Origin of the sequence: Bacillus yunxiaonensis, from assembly GCF_037104695.1 — a bacterium.
Classification (GTDB): Bacteria; Bacillota; Bacilli; order Bacillales; family Bacillaceae_G; genus Bacillus_A; species Bacillus_A yunxiaonensis.
Genome location: NZ_JBAWSV010000002.1, coordinates 227,757 through 252,600, shown reverse-complemented (window position 1 = coordinate 252,600; position 24,844 = coordinate 227,757). Strand labels below are relative to the sequence as shown.

34 protein-coding genes and 1 pseudogene are annotated in these 24,844 nt (G+C 35.5%); 26 read left to right on the top strand and 9 right to left on the bottom strand.

The annotated features are described in order from the left end of the window. Window positions 1-7: 7 nt before the first annotated feature. The 5 genes and pseudogenes from WAX78_RS07410 to WAX78_RS07390 all read left to right on the top strand — a co-directional run bounded on the left by WAX78_RS07410 (window position 8) and on the right by WAX78_RS07390 (window position 3,310). Window positions 8-1,066, top strand: coding sequence for an undecaprenyldiphospho-muramoylpentapeptide beta-N-acetylglucosaminyltransferase (locus WAX78_RS07410; protein WP_336481656.1), 1,059 nt, complete (start codon window positions 8-10; stop codon window positions 1,064-1,066). Between the two features lie 85 nt (window positions 1,067-1,151). Further along, window positions 1,152-1,374: pseudogene (locus tag WAX78_RS07405) on the top strand (DUF3966 domain-containing protein). A 74-nt stretch (window positions 1,375-1,448) separates the two neighbouring features. Next, a complete protein-coding gene (locus WAX78_RS07400) occupies window positions 1,449-1,826 on the top strand; it encodes a nucleoside 2-deoxyribosyltransferase (RefSeq protein WP_336481654.1) in 378 nt (125 codons plus the stop codon). After that, window positions 1,826-2,803, top strand: coding sequence for an HD domain-containing protein (locus WAX78_RS07395; RefSeq protein ID WP_336482007.1), 978 nt, complete (start codon window positions 1,826-1,828; stop codon window positions 2,801-2,803). The genes WAX78_RS07400 and WAX78_RS07395 overlap by 1 nt, the downstream gene beginning before the upstream one ends. A gap of 15 nt (window positions 2,804-2,818) precedes the next feature. Beyond that, the gene (locus WAX78_RS07390; protein ID WP_336481653.1) at window positions 2,819-3,310 is read left to right on the top strand and encodes a hypothetical protein; all 492 of its coding nucleotides are present in this window, start codon (window positions 2,819-2,821) and stop codon (window positions 3,308-3,310) included. A gap of 13 nt (window positions 3,311-3,323) precedes the next feature. Here the strand turns inward: WAX78_RS07390 and WAX78_RS07385 are convergent, their stop codons facing one another. Further along, window positions 3,324-3,641, bottom strand: coding sequence for a hypothetical protein (locus tag WAX78_RS07385; protein ID WP_336481652.1), 318 nt, complete (start codon window positions 3,639-3,641; stop codon window positions 3,324-3,326). A gap of 350 nt (window positions 3,642-3,991) precedes the next feature. Here WAX78_RS07385 and WAX78_RS07380 point away from each other — a divergent pair, with 350 nt between their 5' ends. Continuing rightward, entirely contained in the window at window positions 3,992-4,207 is a 216-nt protein-coding gene (locus WAX78_RS07380; RefSeq protein ID WP_154710920.1) for a DUF3912 family protein, read from the top strand. Between the two features lie 396 nt (window positions 4,208-4,603). Next, complete coding sequence (locus tag WAX78_RS07375; RefSeq protein WP_336481651.1) at window positions 4,604-5,656, top strand: 2,3-butanediol dehydrogenase; 1,053 nt, start codon at window positions 4,604-4,606, stop codon at window positions 5,654-5,656. Window positions 5,657-5,714: 58 nt separating this feature from the next. On the opposite strand, the gene WAX78_RS07370 is transcribed toward WAX78_RS07375, so the two are convergent. The 3 genes from WAX78_RS07370 to WAX78_RS07360 form a co-directional block, all read right to left on the bottom strand. Next, window positions 5,715-7,109: an L-cystine transporter gene (locus WAX78_RS07370; protein WP_336481650.1), complete on the bottom strand. Its 1,395-nt coding sequence runs from the start codon at window positions 7,107-7,109 to the stop codon at window positions 5,715-5,717. 106 nt (window positions 7,110-7,215) lie between these two features. Then, complete coding sequence (locus WAX78_RS07365) at window positions 7,216-7,458, bottom strand: DUF2626 domain-containing protein (RefSeq protein WP_336481649.1); 243 nt, start codon at window positions 7,456-7,458, stop codon at window positions 7,216-7,218. A 113-nt stretch (window positions 7,459-7,571) separates the two neighbouring features. Next, window positions 7,572-8,270: a helix-turn-helix transcriptional regulator gene (locus tag WAX78_RS07360; protein WP_336481648.1), complete on the bottom strand. Its 699-nt coding sequence runs from the start codon at window positions 8,268-8,270 to the stop codon at window positions 7,572-7,574. A gap of 224 nt (window positions 8,271-8,494) precedes the next feature. On the opposite strand from WAX78_RS07360, the gene comGA reads away from it, so the two are divergent. The 9 genes from comGA to WAX78_RS07315 are packed head-to-tail and all read left to right on the top strand — an operon-like array spanning window position 8,495 to window position 13,164. Continuing rightward, complete coding sequence (gene comGA / locus WAX78_RS07355) at window positions 8,495-9,538, top strand: competence type IV pilus ATPase ComGA (RefSeq protein ID WP_336481647.1); 1,044 nt, start codon at window positions 8,495-8,497, stop codon at window positions 9,536-9,538. Continuing rightward, window positions 9,531-10,565 carry a competence type IV pilus assembly protein ComGB gene (gene comGB / locus WAX78_RS07350; protein WP_336481646.1) on the top strand — a complete coding sequence of 345 codons (1,035 nt, stop codon included), beginning with the start codon at window positions 9,531-9,533 and terminating at the stop codon, window positions 10,563-10,565. Before comGA ends, comGB begins: the two co-directional genes overlap by 8 nt. A gap of 12 nt (window positions 10,566-10,577) precedes the next feature. Then, window positions 10,578-10,883: a competence type IV pilus major pilin ComGC gene (gene comGC / locus WAX78_RS07345; RefSeq protein ID WP_336481644.1), complete on the top strand. Its 306-nt coding sequence runs from the start codon at window positions 10,578-10,580 to the stop codon at window positions 10,881-10,883. Continuing rightward, on the top strand, window positions 10,880-11,314 hold the full coding sequence (comGD, locus tag WAX78_RS07340; RefSeq protein ID WP_336481643.1) for a competence type IV pilus minor pilin ComGD: 435 nt from the start codon (window positions 10,880-10,882) through the stop codon (window positions 11,312-11,314). The genes comGC and comGD overlap by 4 nt, the downstream gene beginning before the upstream one ends. Further along, window positions 11,304-11,621 carry a type II secretion system protein gene (locus tag WAX78_RS07335; RefSeq protein ID WP_336481642.1) on the top strand — a complete coding sequence of 106 codons (318 nt, stop codon included), beginning with the start codon at window positions 11,304-11,306 and terminating at the stop codon, window positions 11,619-11,621. The genes comGD and WAX78_RS07335 overlap by 11 nt, the downstream gene beginning before the upstream one ends. Beyond that, window positions 11,608-12,054, top strand: a complete 447-nt coding sequence (comGF, locus tag WAX78_RS07330) for a competence type IV pilus minor pilin ComGF (RefSeq protein ID WP_336481641.1) — start codon at window positions 11,608-11,610, stop codon at window positions 12,052-12,054. Before WAX78_RS07335 ends, comGF begins: the two co-directional genes overlap by 14 nt. Beyond that, window positions 12,051-12,428: a competence type IV pilus minor pilin ComGG gene (comGG, locus tag WAX78_RS07325; protein WP_336481640.1), complete on the top strand. Its 378-nt coding sequence runs from the start codon at window positions 12,051-12,053 to the stop codon at window positions 12,426-12,428. The genes comGF and comGG overlap by 4 nt, the downstream gene beginning before the upstream one ends. Before the next feature lies 1 nt (window position 12,429). Beyond that, window positions 12,430-12,927, top strand: a complete 498-nt coding sequence (locus tag WAX78_RS07320) for a shikimate kinase (RefSeq protein ID WP_336481639.1) — start codon at window positions 12,430-12,432, stop codon at window positions 12,925-12,927. 36 nt (window positions 12,928-12,963) lie between these two features. Further along, window positions 12,964-13,164 carry a YqzE family protein gene (locus WAX78_RS07315; RefSeq protein ID WP_336481638.1) on the top strand — a complete coding sequence of 67 codons (201 nt, stop codon included), beginning with the start codon at window positions 12,964-12,966 and terminating at the stop codon, window positions 13,162-13,164. 228 nt (window positions 13,165-13,392) lie between these two features. Here the strand turns inward: WAX78_RS07315 and WAX78_RS07310 are convergent, their stop codons facing one another. Together WAX78_RS07310 and WAX78_RS07305 are read right to left on the bottom strand one after the other, a co-directional pair. Next, entirely contained in the window at window positions 13,393-13,518 is a 126-nt protein-coding gene (locus WAX78_RS07310; protein WP_336481637.1) for a hypothetical protein, read from the bottom strand. Between the two features lie 242 nt (window positions 13,519-13,760). Beyond that, window positions 13,761-14,384: a VC0807 family protein gene (locus WAX78_RS07305; RefSeq protein WP_336481636.1), complete on the bottom strand. Its 624-nt coding sequence runs from the start codon at window positions 14,382-14,384 to the stop codon at window positions 13,761-13,763. Window positions 14,385-14,575: 191 nt separating this feature from the next. On the opposite strand from WAX78_RS07305, the gene WAX78_RS07300 reads away from it, so the two are divergent. From WAX78_RS07300 to WAX78_RS07285, 4 genes are all read left to right on the top strand, one after another. Further along, a complete protein-coding gene (locus tag WAX78_RS07300) occupies window positions 14,576-15,118 on the top strand; it encodes a peroxiredoxin (protein WP_336481635.1) in 543 nt (180 codons plus the stop codon). A gap of 21 nt (window positions 15,119-15,139) precedes the next feature. Further along, window positions 15,140-15,583: a TlpA disulfide reductase family protein gene (locus tag WAX78_RS07295; RefSeq protein WP_336481634.1), complete on the top strand. Its 444-nt coding sequence runs from the start codon at window positions 15,140-15,142 to the stop codon at window positions 15,581-15,583. Window positions 15,584-15,808: 225 nt separating this feature from the next. Further along, entirely contained in the window at window positions 15,809-16,030 is a 222-nt protein-coding gene (locus WAX78_RS07290; protein WP_336481633.1) for a hypothetical protein, read from the top strand. A gap of 45 nt (window positions 16,031-16,075) precedes the next feature. Further along, the gene (locus WAX78_RS07285) at window positions 16,076-16,270 is read left to right on the top strand and encodes a hypothetical protein (protein WP_336482025.1); all 195 of its coding nucleotides are present in this window, start codon (window positions 16,076-16,078) and stop codon (window positions 16,268-16,270) included. A 114-nt stretch (window positions 16,271-16,384) separates the two neighbouring features. Here WAX78_RS07285 and WAX78_RS07280 read toward each other — a convergent pair whose 3' ends face one another. Together WAX78_RS07280 and WAX78_RS07275 are read right to left on the bottom strand one after the other, a co-directional pair. Beyond that, window positions 16,385-17,179 carry a YqhG family protein gene (locus WAX78_RS07280; protein ID WP_336481632.1) on the bottom strand — a complete coding sequence of 265 codons (795 nt, stop codon included), beginning with the start codon at window positions 17,177-17,179 and terminating at the stop codon, window positions 16,385-16,387. Next, on the bottom strand, window positions 17,166-18,848 hold the full coding sequence (locus tag WAX78_RS07275) for a DEAD/DEAH box helicase (RefSeq protein ID WP_336481631.1): 1,683 nt from the start codon (window positions 18,846-18,848) through the stop codon (window positions 17,166-17,168). Before WAX78_RS07275 ends, WAX78_RS07280 begins: the two co-directional genes overlap by 14 nt. A 260-nt stretch (window positions 18,849-19,108) precedes the next feature. Here WAX78_RS07275 and gcvT point away from each other — a divergent pair, with 260 nt between their 5' ends. From gcvT to WAX78_RS07245, 6 genes are all read left to right on the top strand, one after another. Then, window positions 19,109-20,209, top strand: a complete 1,101-nt coding sequence (gene gcvT / locus WAX78_RS07270) for a glycine cleavage system aminomethyltransferase GcvT (RefSeq protein ID WP_336481630.1) — start codon at window positions 19,109-19,111, stop codon at window positions 20,207-20,209. Window positions 20,210-20,229: 20 nt separating this feature from the next. After that, window positions 20,230-21,573 carry an aminomethyl-transferring glycine dehydrogenase subunit 1 gene (gene gcvPA, locus WAX78_RS07265; protein WP_336481629.1) on the top strand — a complete coding sequence of 448 codons (1,344 nt, stop codon included), beginning with the start codon at window positions 20,230-20,232 and terminating at the stop codon, window positions 21,571-21,573. Beyond that, a complete protein-coding gene (gene gcvPB, locus WAX78_RS07260; protein ID WP_336481628.1) occupies window positions 21,570-23,045 on the top strand; it encodes an aminomethyl-transferring glycine dehydrogenase subunit 2 in 1,476 nt (491 codons plus the stop codon). Before gcvPA ends, gcvPB begins: the two co-directional genes overlap by 4 nt. Before the next feature lie 272 nt (window positions 23,046-23,317). Then, the gene (locus WAX78_RS07255; protein ID WP_098307696.1) at window positions 23,318-23,542 is read left to right on the top strand and encodes a DUF3929 family protein; all 225 of its coding nucleotides are present in this window, start codon (window positions 23,318-23,320) and stop codon (window positions 23,540-23,542) included. 59 nt (window positions 23,543-23,601) lie between these two features. Beyond that, window positions 23,602-23,793 (top strand): hypothetical protein, encoded by a 192-nt coding sequence (locus WAX78_RS07250; RefSeq protein WP_098307694.1) that lies wholly within the window; start codon window positions 23,602-23,604, stop codon window positions 23,791-23,793. Window positions 23,794-24,152: 359 nt separating this feature from the next. Continuing rightward, on the top strand, window positions 24,153-24,365 hold the full coding sequence (locus WAX78_RS07245; RefSeq protein ID WP_336481627.1) for a hypothetical protein: 213 nt from the start codon (window positions 24,153-24,155) through the stop codon (window positions 24,363-24,365). Between the two features lie 211 nt (window positions 24,366-24,576). Here the strand turns inward: WAX78_RS07245 and WAX78_RS07240 are convergent, their stop codons facing one another. Beyond that, the gene (locus WAX78_RS07240) at window positions 24,577-24,834 is read right to left on the bottom strand and encodes a DUF3975 family protein (RefSeq protein WP_336481626.1); all 258 of its coding nucleotides are present in this window, start codon (window positions 24,832-24,834) and stop codon (window positions 24,577-24,579) included. Window positions 24,835-24,844: the final 10 nt, after the last annotated feature.

Sequence of the window (24,844 nt, the reverse complement as noted above, 5' to 3'; positions counted from 1 at the left end):
ACTTACTGTGAAGACGATTATATTTACAGGCGGAGGTTCTGCTGGTCATGTTACGCCTAATTTAGCGCTTATACCGCATTTTCAAAAGGGTGGTTGGAACGTGTGCTATATTGGTTCGCACAATGGAATCGAAAAGACTATCATTGAAAAAGAAGGGATTCCTTATTATGGTGTAGCAAGCGGAAAGCTTCGTCGTTATTTTGATTTGAAAAATATAAAAGACCCCTTTCTTGTGATGAAAGGGGTTATGGATGCGTATGTACGTATTCGGAAATTAAAACCAGATGTTATTTTTTCGAAAGGTGGCTTCGTATCTGTACCAGTTGTAATTGGTGCATGGTTAAACCGTGTTCCTGTTTTTTTACATGAGTCTGATATGACACCGGGACTTGCAAATAAAATTGCTCTTCGTTTTGCTTCGAAAATATTTGTTACGTTTGAAGAAGCAAAAAAACATTTACCAAAAGAAAAAACAGTCTATACGGGGTCACCTGTGCGAGAAGAGGTATTGCAAGGGAGTCGTAATAAAGGACTGCAATTTTTACGGTTCACTGCATCAAAGCCAGTTATTACGGTTATGGGAGGCAGTTTAGGGGCAAAGCGCATTAATGAAGCAGTGCGCGGTGCATTGCCAGATCTTCTTCAAACATATCAAATTGTTCATTTGTGCGGGAAAGGAAACCTCGACGAAAAGCTTGAAAGTATGCCAGGATACAAGCAGTTTGAATATGTTCATGGTGAACTGCCAGACATATTAGCAGCAACAGATATTGTCATTTCTCGTGCAGGATCCAATGCAATCTTTGAATTTCTAACACTGCAAAAGCCGATGCTATTAATTCCTCTTCCGAAATCTTCGAGCCGAGGCGATCAAATTTTAAATGCACAGTCGTTTGAAAAACAAGGATATGGACGTGTGTTATTTGAAGAAGATTTAACGGAAACGTTACTTGTTGAATATGTGGAAGAATTGTATAAACATCGTTTGCAGTATAAAAGATCTATGCAGCAGTATAACGGACAAGAAGCGTTGCAAACGATAATTGATTACGTAACGAAAGCATGATTTCATAGAAATCATGCTTTTTAAATAGAGATAACAGCATACTTTATGTTACAATAACATAGATTTGACAGGAGAATTCTAATTGTTGATGCGTGAAAATACGGATGAGATTAGGAGTGACTATGTTGGGGCTAAGTCTCTATGAAAACATTGCTCTAGTTGTTTGTTTAGTATTGTATATTGGTAGTATTATAGTTTATATGGGACGGAATTTTTCACAAGAACGTAAACTAGAAAAATCAGAAATTACAGCTGAATTAGATATGTTAAATGATAAAAGCAATAAAAAAGTAAAAAAAGAGTTATAGTTGTAAACGTCCTCTTTTTTCATGCACATAAAGAGTTTCCTGTCTATGTATTACACAATAAGGAGAGAAGTAGTATGAAATTTTACATTGCTTCAACCTTTACAAATAAACCTCTTGTCCGTTTTGTAGCTGATAAACTGAAACAAGCAGGATGGATTCATACATATGATTGGACAAAAAATGAAAAAGCGACAAATAGATTAGAATTAGAAAGTATTGGAAAAGCAGAAAAACAAGCTGTACAAGCTGCAGACGTTTTTCTGCTTTTGTTGGATGGAGGGAAAGGAAGTCATACAGAGTTTGGAATGGCACTTGCTTGGGAGAAAAAGGTATATTTGTATAGTGAAAATCATTCTTTAGATACAACGTTTTACCATTTACCAGAAGTACATATAGTGGAAGGCAGTATAGAAGAATTTGTTGAACAAGTGTTAGGGGGTGCAAGGGTTTGATTACAATTGATGATGCTATATATGGTGAACATCATATAGATGGAGTGCTCGCAGAACTATTGCAATCAAAAGCAGTGCAGCGCCTTAAGAAGATTCATCAAGGCGGTGCAAGCTTTCTCGTGAATCCAACGTGGAATGTAACACGTTACGAGCACTCAGTTGGCGTTATGATTCTTGTAAAAATGTTAGGTGGTAGTGTAGAGGAACAAATTGCAGCCTTGCTTCACGATATATCTCATACAGCATTTTCTCACATTGTGGACCACGTATTAGAGGAGAAAGATGAAGATTATCATGAACAAATCTTTATGGATGTTATTGAGCATTCAGAGGTTCCGTCTATTTTGCAGAAGTATGACTATGATTATAGGATGATTGAGAAATGGGAACAATGGACGTTATTAGAACAACCTCTTCCGAATTTATGTGCGGATCGTGTAGATTATACGTTACGGGATTTATATACATATGGAATGATTTCAAAGCAAGAAGTATGTTCTTTTTTAGAGGACGTAACAGTTCATAATGGACAAATATGTTTACAGTCTGTACAGGCAGCAGAATGGTTTACAGAAGCTTATTATAAAGAAACGATTGATTTCTTTTTGCATCCGTTGAATTCGTATGGTTATTATATATTAACAAAGGTATTAAAAGAAGCGTTGCGAAAGAACATTTTGCATGTATCTAATTTTTTAGCTGATGATGAAACGGTGTTACAAATGTTGCGAAATAGTGGAGATAGTGAAATTGAGAAGATGCTTAGTTCCTTACATTCAAAAGTAGAATTAGAAGAGAACAGGGCAGAATACGACATTTGTTATAAGGGTGGAAAAGCACGATTAATTGATCCGTGTGTTTATAAAAATGGCAAGATGCAAAGAGCGTCTGTCGTATCTCCATTTGTTAAACAATGTAATGAGAAAGCGAAAAAGCAATTGCAACAAAATATATATTTAAAAATCCAGAATGTATAGAAGGAGTAACGAAATATGAATTTAGAGCAAGGATGGAAAACAAACTTTTTAACAGTTGTACAGCAAAGTGAATATAAGAAAGGTGCATTTTTAGCACAATTACTATTTGAAGATGGAGAAGAAGTAGAAGAACTCGTTGATGATTATGGGTATGAAGAGATTATAAATCGTGAACATGATGATGAACTGGAAGAGATCTTAGGCGAAGAATTATTTTATGAACTTGAGCGTAACGTTTTTGTATCATCGCAGTCAAAAGAGAAGTTCATTTCCTTTATAAATGGTTTAGGATTTCATCTATTAGATTGTATTGTGTTATTGGAATCAGAATTTCATGTAGATAGCTCGATGTTTTCATCTGATGCAGTGAAAAAAATGGAGAAGCGTTTTCATAAGTTTCCTTATGTAGAAGGTGAGCAAACGATTTTTGATATGACACTAGAAGAAGTAGTTGAATTATTAGAGAATGCGTCAGGTCTTCAAATTAAAGAAAATATGACTGTATAGAGAAAGAACGTGCTTAGCACGTTCTTTTTTTTGTATGTTCTGCGTTTTTATATTGCTTTTCAATGATTGTATTTAAATATTCAACCTTTCGTATGCAAGATTGTATATGCTTCTCCACTTCATGCAATTCTGTAAGGTGATGTGTTTCAATAGGATGAATGTGTACGCTGAATTTTTCAAATTGAGCGCTATATGTTATTTCTGCATAGCCGCTCATAATATCTGTGTCGTTGTGAAACAAATACTGTTTTGTTTTTTCACAATATGCTGCATTTTGAAATCCATATGATTTTAAAGTTTCGATGATTTTTGTAATGATTACTGTATTCATTGTTTTTCCTCTTTAAGAAATTCTAATTTATCCTCGCTATTTATGAACAGTAAGTTCTCCACCTCAAGACTGTGAGAAAGCCAAAAAGATAGTGAAGAATAAACGTGCGCAAAAAGCGATGCTTGAATTGGCCATCAGTGAAGTCCCTGCTAATGGGTTTTTCACTGTATTAGTATAACATGAGTTTATTTTAGAAAGCGCTATCAATGCGTTTATAACATGAATTTTTATGTATATTTTATACAATTAAAACAAATGAAAAATAATTGTAATAAAGCAAAAAGTAGGGGACTCTTTCGTTGTTTCATCATATACATACAGAAATGGAGCAAATGAAAGAGGTGAAGATGTTGAACTTTGATATTACAGGACAAAAAGCATATGTAAAAGATGGCCCGCATCGGAATCAAATAGGAGTCATAAAACGAAATGATACGAAGAGCAGTACAGAATATGCGATTGTAATTGACGATATGAATATCGATATTGAATTAAAAGATATTGTTTTAATTGATGTAGATGTTCGGCAATTTCATGATTGGTGCGAGGAACAAGGTTATTTGTAAAAAGTTTTATTACTGTGCTTACTTTAACGATCGTTCATTAACAAATTGAATGGTATAATTATGTCCGGAAAAAACACGCTGAAAATAGCGTGTTTTTTATTTATGCTGTATGATTTTTTGTAGGGTGTTAACTTCTTTTTCTTTTTAAACAAACTTTTTAGTGCCTGGCATTCGCATTCTTTTGGCTAGAAGAATGTCCCACCGTTGCTATGCATAGCGCGATACTCTCTTTCTTAAGAAGAAGGCTGTATTCATATAGAATTGTCATGTTTGGAAAATTGTAGGGGGTTTTAATAATTATATTTTGAAATATATGGATTTTAGTATTATAATAATTATATACTTCACCAGATTAAATAAATGAAGTTACATACATGCAGAGAGGGATGGATATACATGAAAGCATTACTTTGGTATGATCAACGTGATGTAAGAGTTGAAGAAGTTCCAGAACCAGCTGTAAAACCAGGAGCAGTCAAAATTAAAGTAAAGTGGTGCGGAATTTGTGGAACGGATTTACACGAATATTTAGCAGGGCCTATTTTTATTCCAACAGAAGAACATCCGTTAACACATACGAAAGCACCGGTTATTTTAGGTCATGAATTTAGTGGTGAAGTCGTTGAAATTGGTGAAGGTGTTACATCTTATAAAGTAGGAGACCGCGTCGTTGTGGAACCGATTTATTCTTGCGGTAAATGTGAAGCTTGTAAGCGTGGTTATTATAATCTTTGTGACCAGCTTGTCTTCCATGGTATTGGCGGAGATGGCGGCGGTTTTTCTGAATATACTGTTGTACCTGAAAATATGGTTCATCACATTCCAGATGACATGACTTATGAACAAGGTGCACTTGTAGAGCCAACTGCAGTTGCAGTTCATGCAGTGCGTCAAAGTAAATTAAAAGAAGGCGAATCTGTAGCTGTATTTGGCTGCGGACCAATCGGACTTCTTGTGATCCAAGCAGCGAAAGCGGCCGGGGCAACTCCTATTATTGCGGTTGAGCTTTCTAAAGAACGCCAAGAATTAGCAAAATTAGCAGGTGCTGATTATGTATTAAACCCAGCTACACAAGATGTACTACAAGAAATTCGCAATTTAACAGATGGCGTTGGTGTACGCATTAGTTATGAAGTAACAGGTGTTGAAGTTGTGCTTCGTCAAGCAATTGAAAGTACTAGCTTTGATGGACAAACTGTCATTGTCAGTGTATGGGAAAAAGATGCAACAATTACTCCAAATAACTTAGTTTTAAAAGAAAAAGAGGTTATTGGTATTCTTGGATATCGTCACATTTTCCCATCGGTTATTAAATTAATTAGCTCTGGTCAAATACAAGCAGAGAAACTAATTACGAAAAAAATTACAATTGATGAAGTTGTGAAAGAAGGATTTGAAGCACTTGTGAAAGATAAAAAACAAGTGAAAATTCTTGTTTCGCCTAAATAATAGACTCGTTTAGAATAAGCATAAAAACAGCTGACAGATTACTGTCAGCTGTTTTTTCTTATAATGCAACTTCTTCAGTTGTATTGACTGTTTCATTGTACGTATTTACATCTAATTCTCCGAGCCATTTGCTAGAAATCAAACCAGCTGTCATAGAACCACTCACGTTTAAAGCTGTGCGTCCCATATCAATTAATGGTTCAACAGAGATTAATAGAGCAACAATTCCGATTGGTAAGTTCAGTGTAGAAAGTACGATGAGTGCTGCAAATGTTGCTCCGCCTCCAACACCGGCAACGCCAAATGAACTAATCGTAACAACGGCAATTAACGTTAAGATAAATTGCGGCTGCAACGGATCGATACCAACAGTTGGCGCAACCATCATCGCAAGCATTGCAGGATAAATACCAGCGCATCCGTTTTGACCAATTGATACACCAAAGGATGCCGCAAAGTTTGCAATTCCTTCTGAAATGCCTAGTTTTTCTTTTTGCGCTTCAATATTTAATGGCAGTGTACCTGCGCTTGAGCGTGAAGTAAACGCAAATGTTAAAACAGGGAATACCTTTTTCAAATATTGGATTGGATTTAAACCAGAAAGAGCGATAAGTAATAAGTGAATAATAAACATAACAATGAGTGCTACGTAAGACGCTAATACAAAGTTTCCAAGTTTTAAAATGGCCTGGATGTCACTACCTGAAACTGTTTTTGCCATAAGAGCAAGTACGCCATATGGAGTAAGACGTAAAATTAATGTTACCATCCGCATTACGAGCGCATATACGGCATCGAGCATACTCTTAAATTGTTCTGCCTGCTCTGGGTATTTCTTTTTCACTCCTAAGAAGGCGATCCCAATAAATGCTGCAAAGATTACAACAGAAATTGTTGATGTTGGACGAGCGCCTGTTAAATCTAGAAATGGATTTGCAGGGAGTAATTCTAATAATTTTTGCGGGATGGGTGTTTGGTCAATGGAAGTGGATTTTTCTTCCACTAATTTTAAGCGAGCTGTTTCAGCAGCTCCTTGCTGCAATCCAGTTGCTGAAACATGAAAACCAGCACTTGAAGCAATTCCGACTGCAGCAGCAATTGCAGTTGTAAGGAGTAAAATACCGATAATAAAACCGCTAATTTTACCAAGATTATTTGTTAGTTTCAATTTTGTAAACGCTGAAAGAATAGAAACTAAAATAAGCGGCATAACGATCATTTGTAATAACTTAACATAACCGCTTCCAATTAAGTTAAACCAATTGTTGGATTGGATAATGACTTCAGAAGTTGGTTTGTAAAAAAATTGTAAAATAAGTCCAAATGCAATTCCGAGTCCGAGTGCGGTAAATACACGTTTATTAAATGATACGTGCTTACGTTGCATATAATATAACACGCCGACTAATAAGAGCATAATTACAACGTTTATGCTAACTGACAGTGTATTCATACTATTTTCCTCCTTCAAATCTGTTACATACAAATATATTCCAATAAAACCTATAAGTCAACTATGAAATGAGTTGGATATAAAAAAAGATGGCATATATGCCATCTTAATGTCCTATTCCTGGTGTAAGAAGGAATGTCGTGTAGTATGTGAATCCGATGAAGAAAACTGTTAAATATGCGCCGAATACATAAATGTACATGCGCTCTGTTAATTTTAAATAGCTTAAAAGTACGAAAAATCCTGTTTGTCCTAAAAATAATAGTGCTGTGCTATACATATCCCCTAAATAAAACATGACTGAAAAAATACCTGTCCAAAAGCCGAGAACGCGAAACATGCGCTCCATCCCATTCCCCTCCTTTTGTATGAACTCAATACTTCTTTTATTATAATGTACTTTTCTAACTATTGTAAACATTTACAAAATAATAAGAAGCCAGTATAATCTGGCTTCTTGTTTTACATATGAATATGATAACTACAAGACTTACAACTTGTTTCTAGCATAGTATCGTTGCGTGTTAAATCCTTGTTCGGAAATAGAATTTCAAAGATACCTTTCATCATATCTTCGTGCATGTTGCAAATTTCTTTTGGGTGGTGAATAGCCACTTCTTTAAAAGGACAATTGTATACTTCATAGAAGATTTTTGTTTCATCAATGCTTAATTCGAATGTCGGAGATAATCCGGCTGTTGTTAGAGCTTCCTTGGCAATTTGTATTTTTTGTTCTACAGTCAATTCATTTTCGTTAATGTTTAGATGACGTAGATGTTGTTCCATTAATTCTTTACCAAACTGCTTACCTGTCTCATATAGCGCATTTTTACCAACTTCGCCTAAGCTAAGTAACGTATTGCATGCAATTTGTGCTAACAATTGATAATCACGAAACGGGAACTGCAGTTGAATCACATCGTCTGATAGTGCGTATAACCGGCTTGGTCTGCCGCCTTTGCCTGTTTTTTTTGTTTCCGATTTTAACATATTTACATCTTCTAACTTAGAGAGATGTAGACGTGCAACATTTGGATGAATATTAAATTCATCAGCAATTTCTTGTACAGTAACTTCGTTATGTTTTTGAGAAATATATTGATAAATATAATAGCGTGTTGGATCAGATAGTACGTTTGTAATTTTTAAAGCTTGTTCCATGAGGATCGCCACCTTTATCGGTTTATCTAAGATAACAACATTATAATATAGATAATGTTGTATAATAATCAGTTTTGGCAATGATTCATTAATTGTTCATAATTTCACATACTTTTTCCTGTTTTTCTTTTGGAAAATTTAAAAATTTCAAGATAGAAATAGAAAACTCCTCATTTTTCTTTTCATGATGGCCATGATATATAAATAGTGAGGAGGGGATAATAGTGAATGCTGTTGAACAGTTTGCTGACACAATCATGAAAGAAGCATGTCGGTTGCGTGCATCAGATCTTCATATTGTGCCGCGTCATGAAGATGCTATTGTGCAATTACGTATTGGAAAAGATTTGGTGACAAAGCGCTGTATTTCAAAAGAGTTTTGCGAACGGCTTGTATCGCACTTTAAATTTTTAGCATCTATGGATATTGGTGAAAGGAGAAAACCGCAAAATGGTTCATTGCAGATGAAAGTTGATGAGGAGGAAGTATATTTACGCCTTTCTACTTTGCCAACTATACATCATGAAAGTTTGGTCATTCGTATGCACTTGCAAACGGCGGTGCCAACTCTCTCACATCTCTCATTATTCCCAAGTTCCGCGAAAACACTTCTCTCTTTTTTACATCATTCGCATGGATTAATTATTTTTACAGGACCTACAGGGTCAGGAAAAACAACAACGATGTATGCTCTTTTAGAAGTAGCGAAGAAGGAGCAGACTCGCCGCATTGTTACGCTTGAAGATCCGGTTGAAAAGAAAAAGGACGGGTTATTACAAATTCAAATTAATGAAAAAGCTGGTATTACGTATGCAACTGGATTAAAAGCAATTTTACGTCATGACCCGGATATTATTTTAGTAGGAGAAATTCGAGATGAAGAAACGGCAAAAGTGGCGGTTCGAGCAAGTTTAACAGGCCATTTAGTTATGACGACATTGCATACAAATGATGCGAAAAGTGCGGTGTTACGCTTAATGGATTATGGTATTACCCTTCAAGAAATTGAACAGTCGTTATTAGCAGTAGCGGCACAAAGACTAGTGGAATTGAAATGTCCATTTTGCAAAGGAAAATGCTCGCCGTTATGTAAAAAAATGCGTCATGTACGCCGAGCAAGCATTTATGAATTATTGTACGGTTATGAGTTAAAAGAAGTAATTCGGGAAGCGGATGGAAAACAAGCAGTGTATCAATATACAACACTTCAAGATGAATTAAGAAAAGGATATGCACTAGGATTTATTGAAGAAGATATCTATGTTTAAACATGAGAAGTGGCGGTTACATGAACAAGCCTTATTGCTCCGGAGGCTTGGTGAGCTCTTAGAGAAGGGATATTCTTTATTACATGCATTAGAATTTCTTCATTTCCACTTAAATCCTCAAAAACAAATACAGCTTCAAGATGCTGCCGAAGAATTTAAAAAAGGAAGTAGCTTGCATGATGTGTTCTATAAACTTGCATTTCACCCAGACATTTTAAGTTATTTATTTTATGCAGAGCAGCATGGTGACATTTCCTTTGCTTTGCAACAAGGAAGCTCACTACTCAGCAGAAAAGATAAACACCAAAAAAATATGATGAAAGTATTACGTTATCCGCTTTTTCTTTCCTTGTTTTTATTAGGAATCCTCCTCGTATTTAATATGGTTCTTCTACCGCAATTTTCAACTTTATATGCCTCACTCCGCGGGTCTTCTTCTTCGTTTACAGACGATATTTTAACGTTTATTCAAGTCCTTCCGTATGTGATAGGTGGAGCTGCTTTGGCAATCGGCATTGTAGTGCTTATATATATAGTGTATGTAAAGAGGTTGCACCCGATTAGAAGAATGAATATTTTTATGCGAGTGCCTCTTATAAAACAGTTTTTTATGTTAACGAACTCACACTATTTTGCAATCCAATTAAGCGGTCTTTTGCAAGGCGGGTTATCTATATTAGAAGCGCTCACATTAATGAAGGAACAAAAGCATCATCCATTTTTTCAATGTGAAGCTCTCAAAATACAGGAGTTATTAACGATAGGCGAACATCTTGATTTCATTATGATGAACCGTCCTTACTACGAACGGGAGCTTTCTTATATTATTAAACATGGACAAGCAAATGGGAATTTAGCAGCAGAGCTTGCCGATTATAGTGAACTGACAATAGAAAAGATGGAAGAGAAAATGAATCGTATTTTATTTGTTGTGCAACCTCTTTTATTTGCATGTATCGGAATGGTTGTTATTCTCATGTATTTGGCGATGATTATGCCGATGTTTCAAATGATGGATTCTATTTAGGAGGCTTGTTCTGTGAAAAATGAAAAAGGCTTTACGTTGTTAGAAATGTTGCTTGTTATGCTTGTGATTTCTGTTTTACTGCTTCTTATTATTCCAAATGTGGTAAAACAGCGCTCTTCTGTACAAGGAAAGGGATGCGACGCCTTTGTAAAGTCTGTTGAAGCGCAAGTACAAGCGTATCAACTTGAATATAATAAAGTCCCAACAGTAGATGAGTTATACAATGGTAAATATATTACATCTAAAACTTGTCCAAAAGGTGAGAGTATTACAATTGATGCGACAGATGGGGAAGTTACAGTTGCAGGGAAATCGTGAAGAAAAATGGCTTTACGCTATTAGAAATGCTCATCGTATTAAGCGCCATCTCTATATTAAGTTTTGTAACATACTTTAATCTATCCTCAATATATGAAAAACAAAAAATTGATCAGTTTATCAATCAATTTTCCCAAGACATTCTTTTTATGCAACAATCAGCGATAAGCCATCGTAATCGTCATACGTTACGATGGTTTTCTAATCAAGCAAAGTATAGCGTTACATCTTCAGGGGAAACAGATCCTGTTCTTGTTCGTTACTATCCATCTGATATACAGGTGAACTTAAATACGTTTCCAAATCCAATGACTTACGGTGCTGATGGAAATATTAATAGAGGCGGCACAATTATTGTTTCTTATAAAACAAAAACGTATTATATCGTATTTCAGCTTGGGAGAGGAAGATTTACGTATTATGAAGTGTGAAAAAGGTTCGGTTATGCTTGAGATTCTTGTGTCCCTTAGTTTATTAATGATGACGGTCTCACTCTTGCTCCCGCAAACGCTTCTCATTATGCAAGAACGAAAAAATATTCAACTCCGGTACAAAGCACAGCTATTCTTAAAAGAAGCAGCGGCCGTATATATGTATCATCATGTAATTTCACCAGTAATAGAAAAGCGATATGAGAATGTAACGTATAGAATTCAATGGCAGACTGACAAGGTATGTGTACAATGGAAAGATATGAAACAACGAGAAAATGAACGGTGTCGCTATGTTAAAAAATAGCAAAAAAGAAAAAGGATTTACGTTATTAGAAGTGATGATGTGTTTTTTATTGTTATCGGTATTTTTTCTTCTTCTACCTCGGCTTCACGTATTATTTATAGAAACTCCTTACTCTAAACAAGTTACGAATTGGGAATGGAATATTTTTTTAGAGCAAGTGCAAATTGAAATTCGAGAAGTAGAGGAAGGAAATAGTGGAGACGGAAAATTGTTTTTGAAAACAAAGACAGGAGAACGTATTACGTATGTTATGTCTGGAAATAATGTTGTTCGAAAAGTAAATGGTACGGGACATGAAGTTCTTTTACAAAAAGTAGAGAATATTTCTTATGAATTAACAGCGCATACATTGATAATACGCGTGCAGGATATAAGTGGTAAGATATATGATGGTGTTGTTACCCGTTATTCTGCTATTGAGGTGAATAGATGAGATCTGAAAGTGGATTTACAATGCCGGGAACAATCATTCTCATATTGTTGCTCATGTCTTTCTTTGTATATGAGACAAATATATTCTTATCAGATCAAAAGTTTTATGCAGAAGCAGAAGAATTGTTTATATTAGAAGAAATAACGGATCAAGCTGTTGCAGAAGTGAAACAAGAATTAAAAACTGGAATGGGAAAAAGGGAATTTTTTTATACGTATGAAAAAGGGGAAGCAAAGGGAGGGTACACAATAGTAAATGGAGATGCTTTTGTTACTTTGCAATGTATAACGAAACGAAAGCTCACACATAAAGTGAGCTTTCGTTATAATACAAATAATGAAGCGATTACGAATTGGCAAGAGGAGAGGTTGTAGTATGAGAGCATTATATATAACAGGTTTTATGGGAGCTGGGAAAACGACAATTGGTAAAGCATTAAGCAGTGTACTTCATATCCCAGTGATTGATACAGATCAACGTATTGAAGAAAACACGAAGAAAATTATTCGAGATATCTTTTCGGAAGAAGGAGAAGACGTATTTCGAAAGTATGAAAGTGAAGTACTGCAATCGTTACCTACAAATGATTATATTATTACAACAGGAGGGGGAATAGTCGAAAAAGCTGAAAATCGACAGTGGATGAAAGAACATGGCATTGTAATTTATTTGTATTGTGATCCATATGTGATTGCAAAGCGCATTGCTGAGGATACAACAAGGCCGTTATTTCAAAAAGAAAACATCCCATCGTTTATAGAGAAATTTGAAAAGCGTCAAGCTTATTATGAAGAAGCAACATTGAAAATAGACACGACAAATAAAAGTATTGAAACAATTGTGCAAGAAATTCAAACGCAGATTAAGGCATAAAAAAGTGGACATACTAATCTAGTAGGGGTGAGAGATATGTCTACAAATGATTATATAAGATATATGACACAACAATTCGTATCATATATGGATGCTCCAAAAGCTGACCGAAAACAAAAGCGGCAACAGCGCCGCGAGGAAAGAGAACCATTTTTAAATCGTTGGTTCGGTGTGCTGCCGTTAAGTGCCGCAGTATTTTACCGGCAAGTGAAGAAAAAGCGAAAAAAATCGAGTTAATACTTTTGGAATAATTTACTACTAGAAAAGAACTGCATGCCATAGTACAATTTCTACGGCGAGTTGTACTCGTCATCTATTCGACAATATAACCTAAACAAGTAGCTCCACTGTTTGTAAACAGTGGAGCTACTTGTTTATCTTGCTACTTTTATTTCTTACTTACTTAACGAATGTACCTATTAGTATTTCTAAAAACATCAGGTTAACTGCCTCGTATTTTTTTACTTATTTTGGCTTTTTTTGGGCTCTTAATGCTATTTTTTCAAGTCCATTTTCTCCTGAAAATTCTACATCTGTTTTTGGCTGAGCATTTTTATTATTTTTAAATTGGTTATTCTTGTTTTTAGCCATTTTTTCACCGCCCTTGTAGTTTGATTTAGTTATTCCTTCAAGGATGCCAACTATTATTACACTATATAAAGATGTCGGAGTGATATTTTTATATATTTTTCGTTATCGGCATCCACGATTTTAGTTTGCTTTCTTTTTTGTTGGCTATGCTATTTGATTTTCTTTAATAGAGCCAAAGAAAAAGAAACACTCTATTTCAAACGAATAAAAAACCCCCGCTGATGGGAGTTTTACTTTATAAGTTAAATGTCTGCTTCTGTCACTTGCTTAATTTTATGACCAACCCAAAGGAATCCAGCTCCGATTCCTATCGAAACGAACCAACCAATTCCTGTCATAAGTGCTTTCATTTCTCCGTATCCATCTACCCCAAACTTAGAAATCATATATATTTTGACGAAACTAAGTAGAATAAACTGTAAGCCAAAAAACAAAGTAAAGTACTGAAACGATGGAAAGAGCCGAGGATCACGGTACAGTACTTGTGATTCCTTTCGATCATAGCCTTGGAGTGCAGCATAGTCGGCGGCGAAATATAACATAAGTGGTTGCTTAATAAAAATGGTACATATGACAAGAGTTCCAAGTGTAATGTGATAGTATACGTCATTCCATAACATCTTTTCAGCTGAGCCAGAAAGTAAGTCTACGCTTGTGTTTACAATCATCGTAATAAGAATGAAAAAGCCAGTCACATGAAATTGTCGTTCTTTTTTGAAACAATACAACGTATAGAAAATACCTGGTACAGAAGAAATGAGCATTGCATAATACGCATCCACATAATGTTTGCCGAATTTCCAAATAACAAATGGAAAGATGAGATAAAAAACGATATCGTATAAAGCTTTATGGTTTTGTTTCATCAAAATCCTCCTCAAATTGTATTTTACAACAATAATTCTGAATATTACACCTATTTAATTGATAAAGAAACTTAAATTAAAATAATTTTAATTTAATGTTGACTTCAATTTAATAACCTGTATAATACTAATTATAATAATTATAAAGTAGAAATAAATATTAATTAGCTCTTAGGAGGAAGAATACGGATATGACAAAACGTTTAGTAGGAAAACAAGCACCGCGTTTTGAAATGAATGCTGTGATGCCAAATAAAGAATTTAAAAAAGTAAGTTTAGAAGAAAATATGAAAAATGATAGATGGACAGTTCTATACTTCTATCCAATGGATTTCACTTTCGTTTGTCCAACTGAAATCATCGCTCTTTCTGATCGTTATGACGAATTTGAAGATTTAGACGCAGAGGTAATCGGTGTTTCTACAGATACAGTGCACACACATTTAGCGTGGATTAACACAGATCGTACGAAAAACGGTTTAGGTGATTTACGTTATCCATTAGCAGCCGATACAAATCACACTGTATCAAGTGACTATGGTGTGTTATTAGAAGAAGAAGGCATTGCACTTCGTGGATTATTCATTATAAATCCAGAGGGTGAATTAATGTATCAAGTTGTACACCACAACAATATCGGGCGTGAAGTAGACGAAGTATTACGCGTTCTACAAGCATTGCAAACAGGCGGACTTTGTCCAGCAAACTGGAAACCAGGGCAAGAAACGTTATAATTTAAAGGGGGAATTAAGTTTATGAAATTACGCGAGCAAATGCCATCATTAGAAGGTGCAACACAAATTTTAAATGACACAATCACACGTGAAGAGTTAATTGGAGATAAACCAACGCTTATTCACTTTTGGTCAGTAAGTTGTTATCTATGTAAAGAAGCAATGCCAGAAGTAAATGAATTACGCGATGAATATGATGATCGTTTAAATGTTATTGCAGTTCATATGCCTCGTTCAGAAGATGATTTAGATTTAGCGGTAATTGAAAAAATGGCAGAGAGTCATGATATCATTCAACCAATCCTAGTTGATAGCGAGCATGTAATTACAGATGCATTTGAAAATAAATATGTCCCTGCGTATTACGTATTTGATAAAGAAGGTAAACTGCGCCACTTCCAAGCAGGTGGAAGTGGTATGCCAATGCTTCGCAAACGTCTTGAGCGTGTATTAAACGAAGAATAGAAACAAAAATGATTACCTCTAGCAAGGTAATCATTTTTGTTATATAATGATTAAAACGCTTTCATTTTTTGGGTTGTTCACAAATTTGTCTAAATTACACATTAATACTGTGACAATATTGTTTTATAATGAAACTAATCATTCATACATGCATACATTAATTGTGAAATAAATAACATATTGAATCTATATAAATGTAAACGTTATCAAAAAGAGGTGGTATAAATGAGTAAGTTTTTCTTTGATCAAAACCCTGCAAGAGTTGAGGACGGAAAGTTGGTAGAATATGCGGAAACGATTTATGGAAAAGGAGGTCGTTCTGTATTAGAAAATTTAGTTATAAAGGCGTCTATTCGACTACGTGATCGTTATCCTGATAAGTCTGATGAGCAGATCTCTTTTCTTGTGAATCAAGGTCTGCATGATATGTTTCAAAAATATGTGTAAGGAGAGGCTAATGCCTCTCCTTACTTTTTTTGCATAAGGGAAATTATGATTGCTAAAACTAATGGTGAAGTATATGCGAGTGGGGTGAACAAAATGAGTAACGGAGCAGGCGGTTCAAAGAAGAATAAAGAAACAGATGCAAATCATGTGAGTGCAAAACAGAGAGAATATCAAAAGCGAATGACAAAGATTCATCAACAAGAACATAACGATGGTCGAAAATATAATGGGAAAATATAAAGTGAAACTTCCATCAGTGGGGGCTTCATCCTCCACTGATGGAAAGCCCACCCAATCGGGCTCTGACTGCCCAAAAGTAGCGAGATAAAAAAAGCACCTTCTAGAAGGTGCTTTTTATGTTAGAAAATGATTTGCTGTGACATAAAAGAGTCCGCCGTTTATGATTTGCATGGTAATGCGCGGTTCATATTGTTCTTGCAATGCTTGTTTTTCTACCCTGTAGCTTTCTGGTAATTCATCACTTTCCTCGTAAAAACGATTTAATAGTTGTAAATCGTGATTCCAACGCACTTTTGCTTCTTCAGCCCATGTGTGATCATCTGTCCCAATGACATTTTTCATTGCTTCTTCAATTCTAGATAACCCGCTTTGCGGTTTAATAATAGGTGTTAATGTAAAACAAAAATCAGGGATTTTTGGTGTTAAACGAAGTGTTGATAATGCTTCATGAAAATTTGTAATCATCGTACCAGAAATAAGATGGATACCGACGGAATACAGCATGTCTTTTTTTCGATCACATTGATAGGAGACCTTTATATTGACGCCAAGCCAAGGATGAAGCGGGATGCTTGCCTGTCCATTAGAATGAACCTCTTCAAATAAACGAATGTAAGCACCTAATTCCTTTGTGGCTTGAAAAATTTGGTGTAAGCGCGGAGAACCATAGTGAATGAGCTCGCCTTCTTTCTCCTCGTGTTTTGGATCGGTAATGAATGTAAGACGCATCGGATTTGGTGTTCCGCCAGTCTTCTCAAGATAATGCCAGTAAAATGGACGGTTCATCAGCAGCTTGTCCATATCAATTGTTAGTTGTACGTCTAGTAAATGTGGAAAACGCTGCAAAATTTCACAGCTATTTGCCTCGAAAAAACAACTTAAATAATTATGAATTTCATGTTGCTGCATAACCACGCACCTCAGTTTCATTTCGTTTTGCAAATTCAATAATGGATGTTAAGTTTTCCATTTTTATTCGGATTTCTCCTTCACTTTTGGAATGTGCAAAAATATCTTGAATGTGCGCATCAATATTTTTCATATTAATTCTTGTCAAAATTTCATCTAAATCGCCAATGACACGCTCAAATAAGTTAATTTTTTCATACAGCAGTTTTAAAATATGTTCTTCTACTGTATGTTTCGTTGCCAAATTATAAATATGAACATCATGCTTTTGTCCAAGACGATGAATACGTCCGATTCTTTGTTCCAGTCGCATCGGATTCCAAGGAAGATCATAGTTGATCATATAATTGCAAAACTGTAGATTAATTCCTTCACCGCCTGCTTCTGTCGCAATCAATACTTGTGCATGATTTTGAAATAATTCTTTCATCCAATCTTTTTTACCGCGTTTAAATCCGCCGCGAAATGGCACAGACGAGATGCCATGCTGCTTTAAAAACCATTGTAAATACATTTGAGAAGCACGATATTCTGTGAAGATTACAACTTTATCATTAATTTCTTTAATAATTTCTAATGTTTTATTTGCTTTTGAGTTGGAAGAAATACAATTAATTTTTTCCATCAACACATCTATGTATGGATCTAGTGTATATTGTTCATCTTCTTTTTGACGCTTTTCTACATGTTTTTTGAGTGAGAAATAAACAGCTTCTCGGCTGCTGCATGCCTCACGCTTTAATGTTAAAGCAGAAAATGCAGAAGTAAATGCATCTTGCCTTTTCCACCCTTCAATTGCATCGTATAATGCTTTCTCTTGTTCATTGAAATCTACAAAGAGCGTATGAACGTGTCGCTTTGGCCATTCAATGCCAGTGTCATGCCGGCGGTTCCGTACCATTACTTTATTGATAAGCTCTTTTAAATGTTCATCTGTTTCAGCGTTACGATTTTTAGAAGCATAATATTCTTCAAAGTTAGATTGATTGCCGAGATGGCCAGGTTTTAATAATGAAACAAGATTAAAGATTTCATCAATGCGATTTTGAACAGGTGTTGCTGTAAGTAATAAACAAAACTTTTTCTTTAATAGTTGCGCAAATTCATAGTTTTTCGTTTTATTGTTTTTTAGTTTATGTGCTTCATCAATAATAATGAGATCGTATTCTAAATTTAAAACAATGTCACGATGCGGAGAGCGTTTTGCTGTATCGATGGAAGAAACGATAACGTCAGCTTGCTCCCAGGAGTAACTTTTTCTTTGGGCGACAGCTGGAATGAAAAATTTCGTATTCAATTCATATGCCCATTGTGAAACGAGTGAAGCAGGTACAAGAATAAGCACTTTTTTCACAAGTCCGCGCACCATATATTCTTTTAAAATAAGCCCGGCTTCAATTGTCTTTCCAAGACCAACCTCATCTGCTAAGATTGCTTTTCCATTCATTTTTTCAATGACTGTTTGTGCTACTTCTAACTGATGTGGAAGTGGCGTGAAACTAGGTAAATGCTTGGGTGCCTGTAACCCGTCAAATGTTGGAATGAGAAGGGACTGTTCAGTTTGATATGCTAGATGAAATAGTTCCCAATTTGTCCACGGGCCATCTTCTTCTATTCGTTTTAAGAAGTTTTCTTGCCAAGAACGATCTATTGAAATTTCGACATTCATGGATAAAATCTCACCTTCTATAAATTCTAAATTATTTTTTTAGCTAGAATATTGATGAAACGACTCGAAAAATGTTAGGATAATGATGTGAAATGTGTGGAATCTTTCGTATTTTATCCAAGAAAGTACTTTTTTATTTACGCTTTCATAAAAAAATAGCGTGAGATTCCGTATATCCCATCTTTACAGAATCAAAAATGTTTAGATATGGGAAGCCAACTTTTATTGATTTGTCATAGACAGCGTAAGGGGGAGAGAACATGATTACATTACAACGTACACCGCTATTTGATGTATACGCGAAGTATGGTGGGAAGACAATTGACTTTGGTGGTTGGGAATTGCCAGTTCAATTTTCGAGCATTAAAGAAGAACACGAGGCTGTTCGTACAGCAGCAGGTCTTTTTGATGTGTCTCACATGGGAGAAGTAGAAGTAAAAGGTGCAGATAGTTTAGCATTTTTACAACGTGTAGTTACAAACGACGTTTCTATCTTAAAGGTAGGCGGAGCACAATATACGGCAATGTGTTACGAAGATGGTGGTACAGTAGATGATTTATTAATCTACAAACGCGGGGAAGAAGACTATTTATTAGTAATCAATGCATCAAATATTGAAAAAGATTACGAGTGGTTAGCGTCTCATGTAAGCGGTGATGTACAAGTAGTCAACGTTTCTAGCGAAATTGCACAACTTGCAATTCAAGGACCAAAAGCAGAAGACATTTTACAAAAAGTTGTGTCAGAAGATTTGAAAGAAATTAAGTTCTTTAAATTTAAAGACCATGTTCTTGTAGATGGTGTAGAAGCGCTTGTATCTCGTACAGGTTACACAGGTGAAGATGGCTTTGAAATTTACTGTAAGAGCGAAGACGCTGCAAAGCTTTGGGAAAAACTTCTTGAAGCAGGAGAAGAAGATGGCTTAAAACCATGTGGTTTAGGAGCTCGTGATACACTTCGCTTTGAAGCAACACTTCCACTTTATGGTCAAGAGTTATCGAAAGATATTACACCAATTGAAGCTGGAATTGGGTTTGCAGTAAAACCAAACAAAGAAGCAGATTTCTTTGGAAAAGAAACTTTAAAGGAACAAAAAGAAAACGGTGCCCCTCGTAAATTAGTCGGCATCGAAGTAATTGAGCGCGGTATCCCGCGTACTCATTATCCAGTATATGTAGGCGATGAAAAAATCGGGGAAGTTACAAGTGGTACACAATCTCCAACGTTAAAGAAAAGCATTGGTTTAGCGCTAATTGATGTAAAATATGCAGCAATTGATACAGAAGTCGAAATTGAAATTCGTAACAAACGCGTCAAAGCAGTTGTCGTTCCAACACCATTTTACAAACGTTCAAAGTAACGGGGAGAGGGGTAGATTTCATGTTGCATCGTTATCTTCCAATGACAGAAGAAGACAAAAAAGAAATGTTACAAACGATTGGTGTGCAATCGATTGATGAATTATTTTCTGATATTCCAGCAAGCGTTCGTTTTCAAGGGGATTTAAATATTAAACCAGCAAAATCAGAACCAGAACTTTTAAAAGAACTGTCTGAGCTTGCTCGTAAAAATGCAAACTTAAAAGACTATGCTTCCTTCCTAGGAGCAGGTGTATATGATCATTATGCACCAGTAATTGTTGATCATGTTCTTTCTCGTTCAGAATTTTATACAGCTTATACACCATACCAACCGGAAATCTCACAAGGGGAATTACAAGCAATTTTTGAATTCCAAACAATGATTTGTGAATTAACGGGTATGGATGTAGCAAACTCCTCTATGTATGACGGAGGTACAGCGTTAGCAGAAGCGGCAATGCTAGCAGCAGGTCATACTCGTAAAAAGAAAATTCTTGTTTCTAAAACGGTTCATCCAGAATCAAGAGCAGTACTTGAGACATATGCAAAAGGTCAACATCTTAAAGTTGTTGAAATTGATCATAAAGACGGTGTAACAGATTTAAACGTATTACAAAGCGAAGTAGACGACACTGTCGCTTGCGTAATCGTACAATATCCAAACTTCTTCGGACAAGTGGAGAAATTAGCTGATATTGAGAAAATTGTTCATCAACAAAAATCATTATTTATCGTTTCTTCAAACCCATTATCACTAGGTGCATTAACACCACCAGGAAAATTTGGTGCTGATATTGTCATTGGTGATGCACAACCATTTGGTATCCCAACACAGTTTGGTGGACCACACTGCGGTTATTTCGCAACAACGAAAGCATTTATGCGTAAAATTCCAGGACGTCTTGTAGGACAAACTGTGGATTCAGATGGTAAACGTGGCTTCGTATTAACATTACAAGCTCGTGAACAACATATTCGTCGTGACAAAGCAACATCTAATATTTGTTCAAACCAAGCATTAAATGCATTAGCAGCATCTGTTGCGATGACGGCGCTTGGAAGACAAGGTGTAAAAGAAATGGCACGTCAAAACATTTCTAAAGCACAATATGCAAAACGCCAGTTTGAAGCAAAAGGGTTCACAGTAGCGTTTGCTGGACCATTCTTCAATGAATTTGTTGTAGATTGCAAACGTCCAGTACAAGAAGTAAATGATGCATTAGTACAAAAAAATATCATCGGTGGTTATGACCTTGGCCGTGATTATAAAGAACTTACAAATCATATGCTTCTAGCTGTAACAGAGCTACGCACAAAAGAGGAAATTGACACACTTGTAAACGAAATGGGGGCTATCCAATGAAGAACCAAGATCAAGCACTTATTTTTGAAATGAGTAGAGAAGGACGCGTAGGATATAGCTTACCCCAATTAGATATAGAAGAAGTAAAATTAGAAGATGTGTTTGAGAGTGAGTATATTCGTACTGAAGATGCAGAGCTTCCAGAAGTATCAGAGCTTGATATTATGCGTCACTACACAGCACTTTCAAACCGTAACCACGGTGTGGATTCTGGATTTTATCCATTAGGATCTTGTACAATGAAGTACAATCCAAAAATCAATGAAAACGTGGCACGATTCCCAGGCTTTGCACACATTCATCCGCTTCAAGATGAAAAAACAGTGCAAGGTGCAATGGAATTAATGTATGACTTACAAGAACATTTAATTGAAATTACAGGTATGGATACTGTTACACTTCAACCAGCAGCTGGTGCACATGGGGAATGGACAGGATTAATGTTAATCCGTGCATACCATGAAGCAAACGGTGATCATAACCGTACAAAAGTTATCGTTCCTGACTCTGCGCATGGAACAAACCCAGCATCTGCAACAGTAGCAGGTTTTGAAACAATTACAGTAAAATCAAATGAAAATGGTCTTGTTGACTTAGAAGATTTAAAACGTGTTGTGAACGAAGAAACAGCAGCACTTATGTTAACAAATCCAAATACACTTGGTTTATTTGAAGAAAACATCTTAGAAATGGCACAAATCGTTCATGATGCAGGTGGTAAATTGTACTATGACGGTGCAAACTTAAATGCAGTATTAAGTCAAGCGCGCCCAGGAGATATGGGATTTGACGTTGTGCATTTAAATCTTCATAAAACATTTACAGGTCCGCACGGCGGCGGTGGTCCAGGTTCTGGCCCAGTAGGTGTGAAAGCTGATTTAATTCCATTTTTACCAAAACCAATTTTAGAGAAAACAGAAAATGGCTATCACTTTAACTACGATCGTCCACAAGCAATTGGACGCGTGAAACCATTCTATGGAAACTTTGGTATCAACGTTCGTGCTTATACGTACATTCGTTCTATGGGTCCAGACGGACTACGTGCAGTAACAGAATATGCTGTATTAAATGCAAACTATATGATGAGAAGATTAGCTCCGTTCTATGATCTTCCATTTGATAGACATTGTAAGCATGAGTTTGTTTTATCAGGCCGTCGTCAAAAGAAACTTGGCGTACGTACGCTTGATATTGCGAAACGTCTGCTTGATTTCGGCTACCATCCACCAACAATTTACTTCCCATTAAACGTGGAAGAATGTATCATGATTGAGCCGACGGAAACAGAATCAAAAGAAACATTAGATGGCTTTATCGATAAGATGATTCAAATTGCAAAAGAAGCAGAAGAGAATCCAGAAGTGGTTCAAGAAGCGCCGCATACAACAGTAATTAAGCGTCTTGACGAAACAATGGCAGCGCGTAAGCCGATTTTGCGTTATCAAAAACCATCTATGGTACAAGTTTAATCATCAATAAAATATTTTGGAGAGAACTCGCTATAGGCGAGTTCTTTTTTATATTGCCGAATAAGGTATCAGTACCTAAAAAAGATGTTATAAAATTGCGGGTTTTATGTAAGATTGAAGAATTCTCATACTTTCTCAACATTTTTGTTGAAAAAGTCCCTTTGATAAAATTGTGTATTTTTGTTAGAATTTTAATGAAATTAAAGTGAATGAGAAGCAAAAATGTCAATTTTTCATACATATGTGAAGAAATGAACAAGGGGATGAAAAAGATGGGCTATAAGCGTTATAGGATGGTGTACCATTTAGAAAATGGTGAGATGATTAAGGATATTAAAGAATTTTATTACCAAGATACAGAAAAAATGTTAGAGAGAGTGAAGCATCACGTATTAGATAATAAAAGTGTAACCGCAATTGATAGTAAAGGAACACTTATTCCAATCGCTTGTCATGATATTGTGAAAGTCGAGTTAGACCATTTACAGGAAAGTTAGTCTTGAGTCATAGGGGAGAATTCGTTACAATAAATGAGTAATTTAGAGAGGAGTTCGTTATGGGTAGTCAAAGACATTTTTACATGTTTATTGTTGCTTTTTTACTTGTTACAGTATTAACGGTATATTTAATTATTGATAGCCACTGGTACAATACAGTACATCCAGCAGTTCTTATTTTTATGTATGTCGGGATTGCTGTTGTTAGTTTTGGGATGAGAGATGAGATGTTAAATCGCTTTGAGAAGTAATACATATATGAAAGACCAACAGGGAAATGTTGGTCTTTTTTGTTGCCTAAAATAGGAGAGTGTGTATATACTGTGGAGGGAAATGACAATATTGTTATTTTTATGTATATGATTGAAATAGAATTTGGATTTGAAGACATAGAGTTTATATGTTCTACGATTGCTAGTAGCAATGGATCTTGTAGTGATCTATTTAAGTTTAGTCATCCCAATTTTCTTTGTGTTTGGACATCCAAAAGCACGTTTGATCAATTTTAGTTTGTATGAAATTATATGAGCAGAAAGATATATAAAGTGAAACTTCCATCAATGGGGGTTTTACTGCCCACGAATAGCGGGATGAATGGGAGTATGGAATTATGAAAATCAAGGGGACCTTCTTCATAATAGTTGGATTGCTATTCATTATTGGAACAGGGATTGGCGTTACAATTCATTTCATTCCTACTCATATATCAGTCCCCACTTGTCTTTTATTCGGCACTGTTTTCATGACGACAGGAAATATAATGAGAAAAAAGAAAATCGTACATTATAGAGGGTGTCTCATTACGAGACACCCTCTTCAATGAAGCAAATTATGTACAACAAATTTATAAACTGACACCATACTTGGTGAATAAACAGGCACGTTATACGTATGCAGTACTAAACTAAAAAACACAACACATACAATAAAGATAAAAAATAGTAGTAAAATATGCTTATGTACAGAAGTTTGCATATAATCAGCTCCTTTTTTGGTAGTATGTGCAAAGGAGGAAATTATATAAAAAAAGACAGTTACTTCCTGTCAGAAGAACTGTCTTTTGAAAAGAATTTATTCCAGAGTTTCGCGATACTCCAGAGGATGATAATTCCAATTGAAGCGATAATCGACCAAGCAAAGGAAGCTACTTCAAGGGCCATGTTTGGAATAAAAGAGATGATTAAAAATGCTTTATGGAATAACCATTCTGCAATATGGAATATAGATTGCAATAAGAGTGCAACTGCAATCATGATTCCTGTCATAATTTGTTTTCCTCTTTTTTTCCACACAGCATTCACC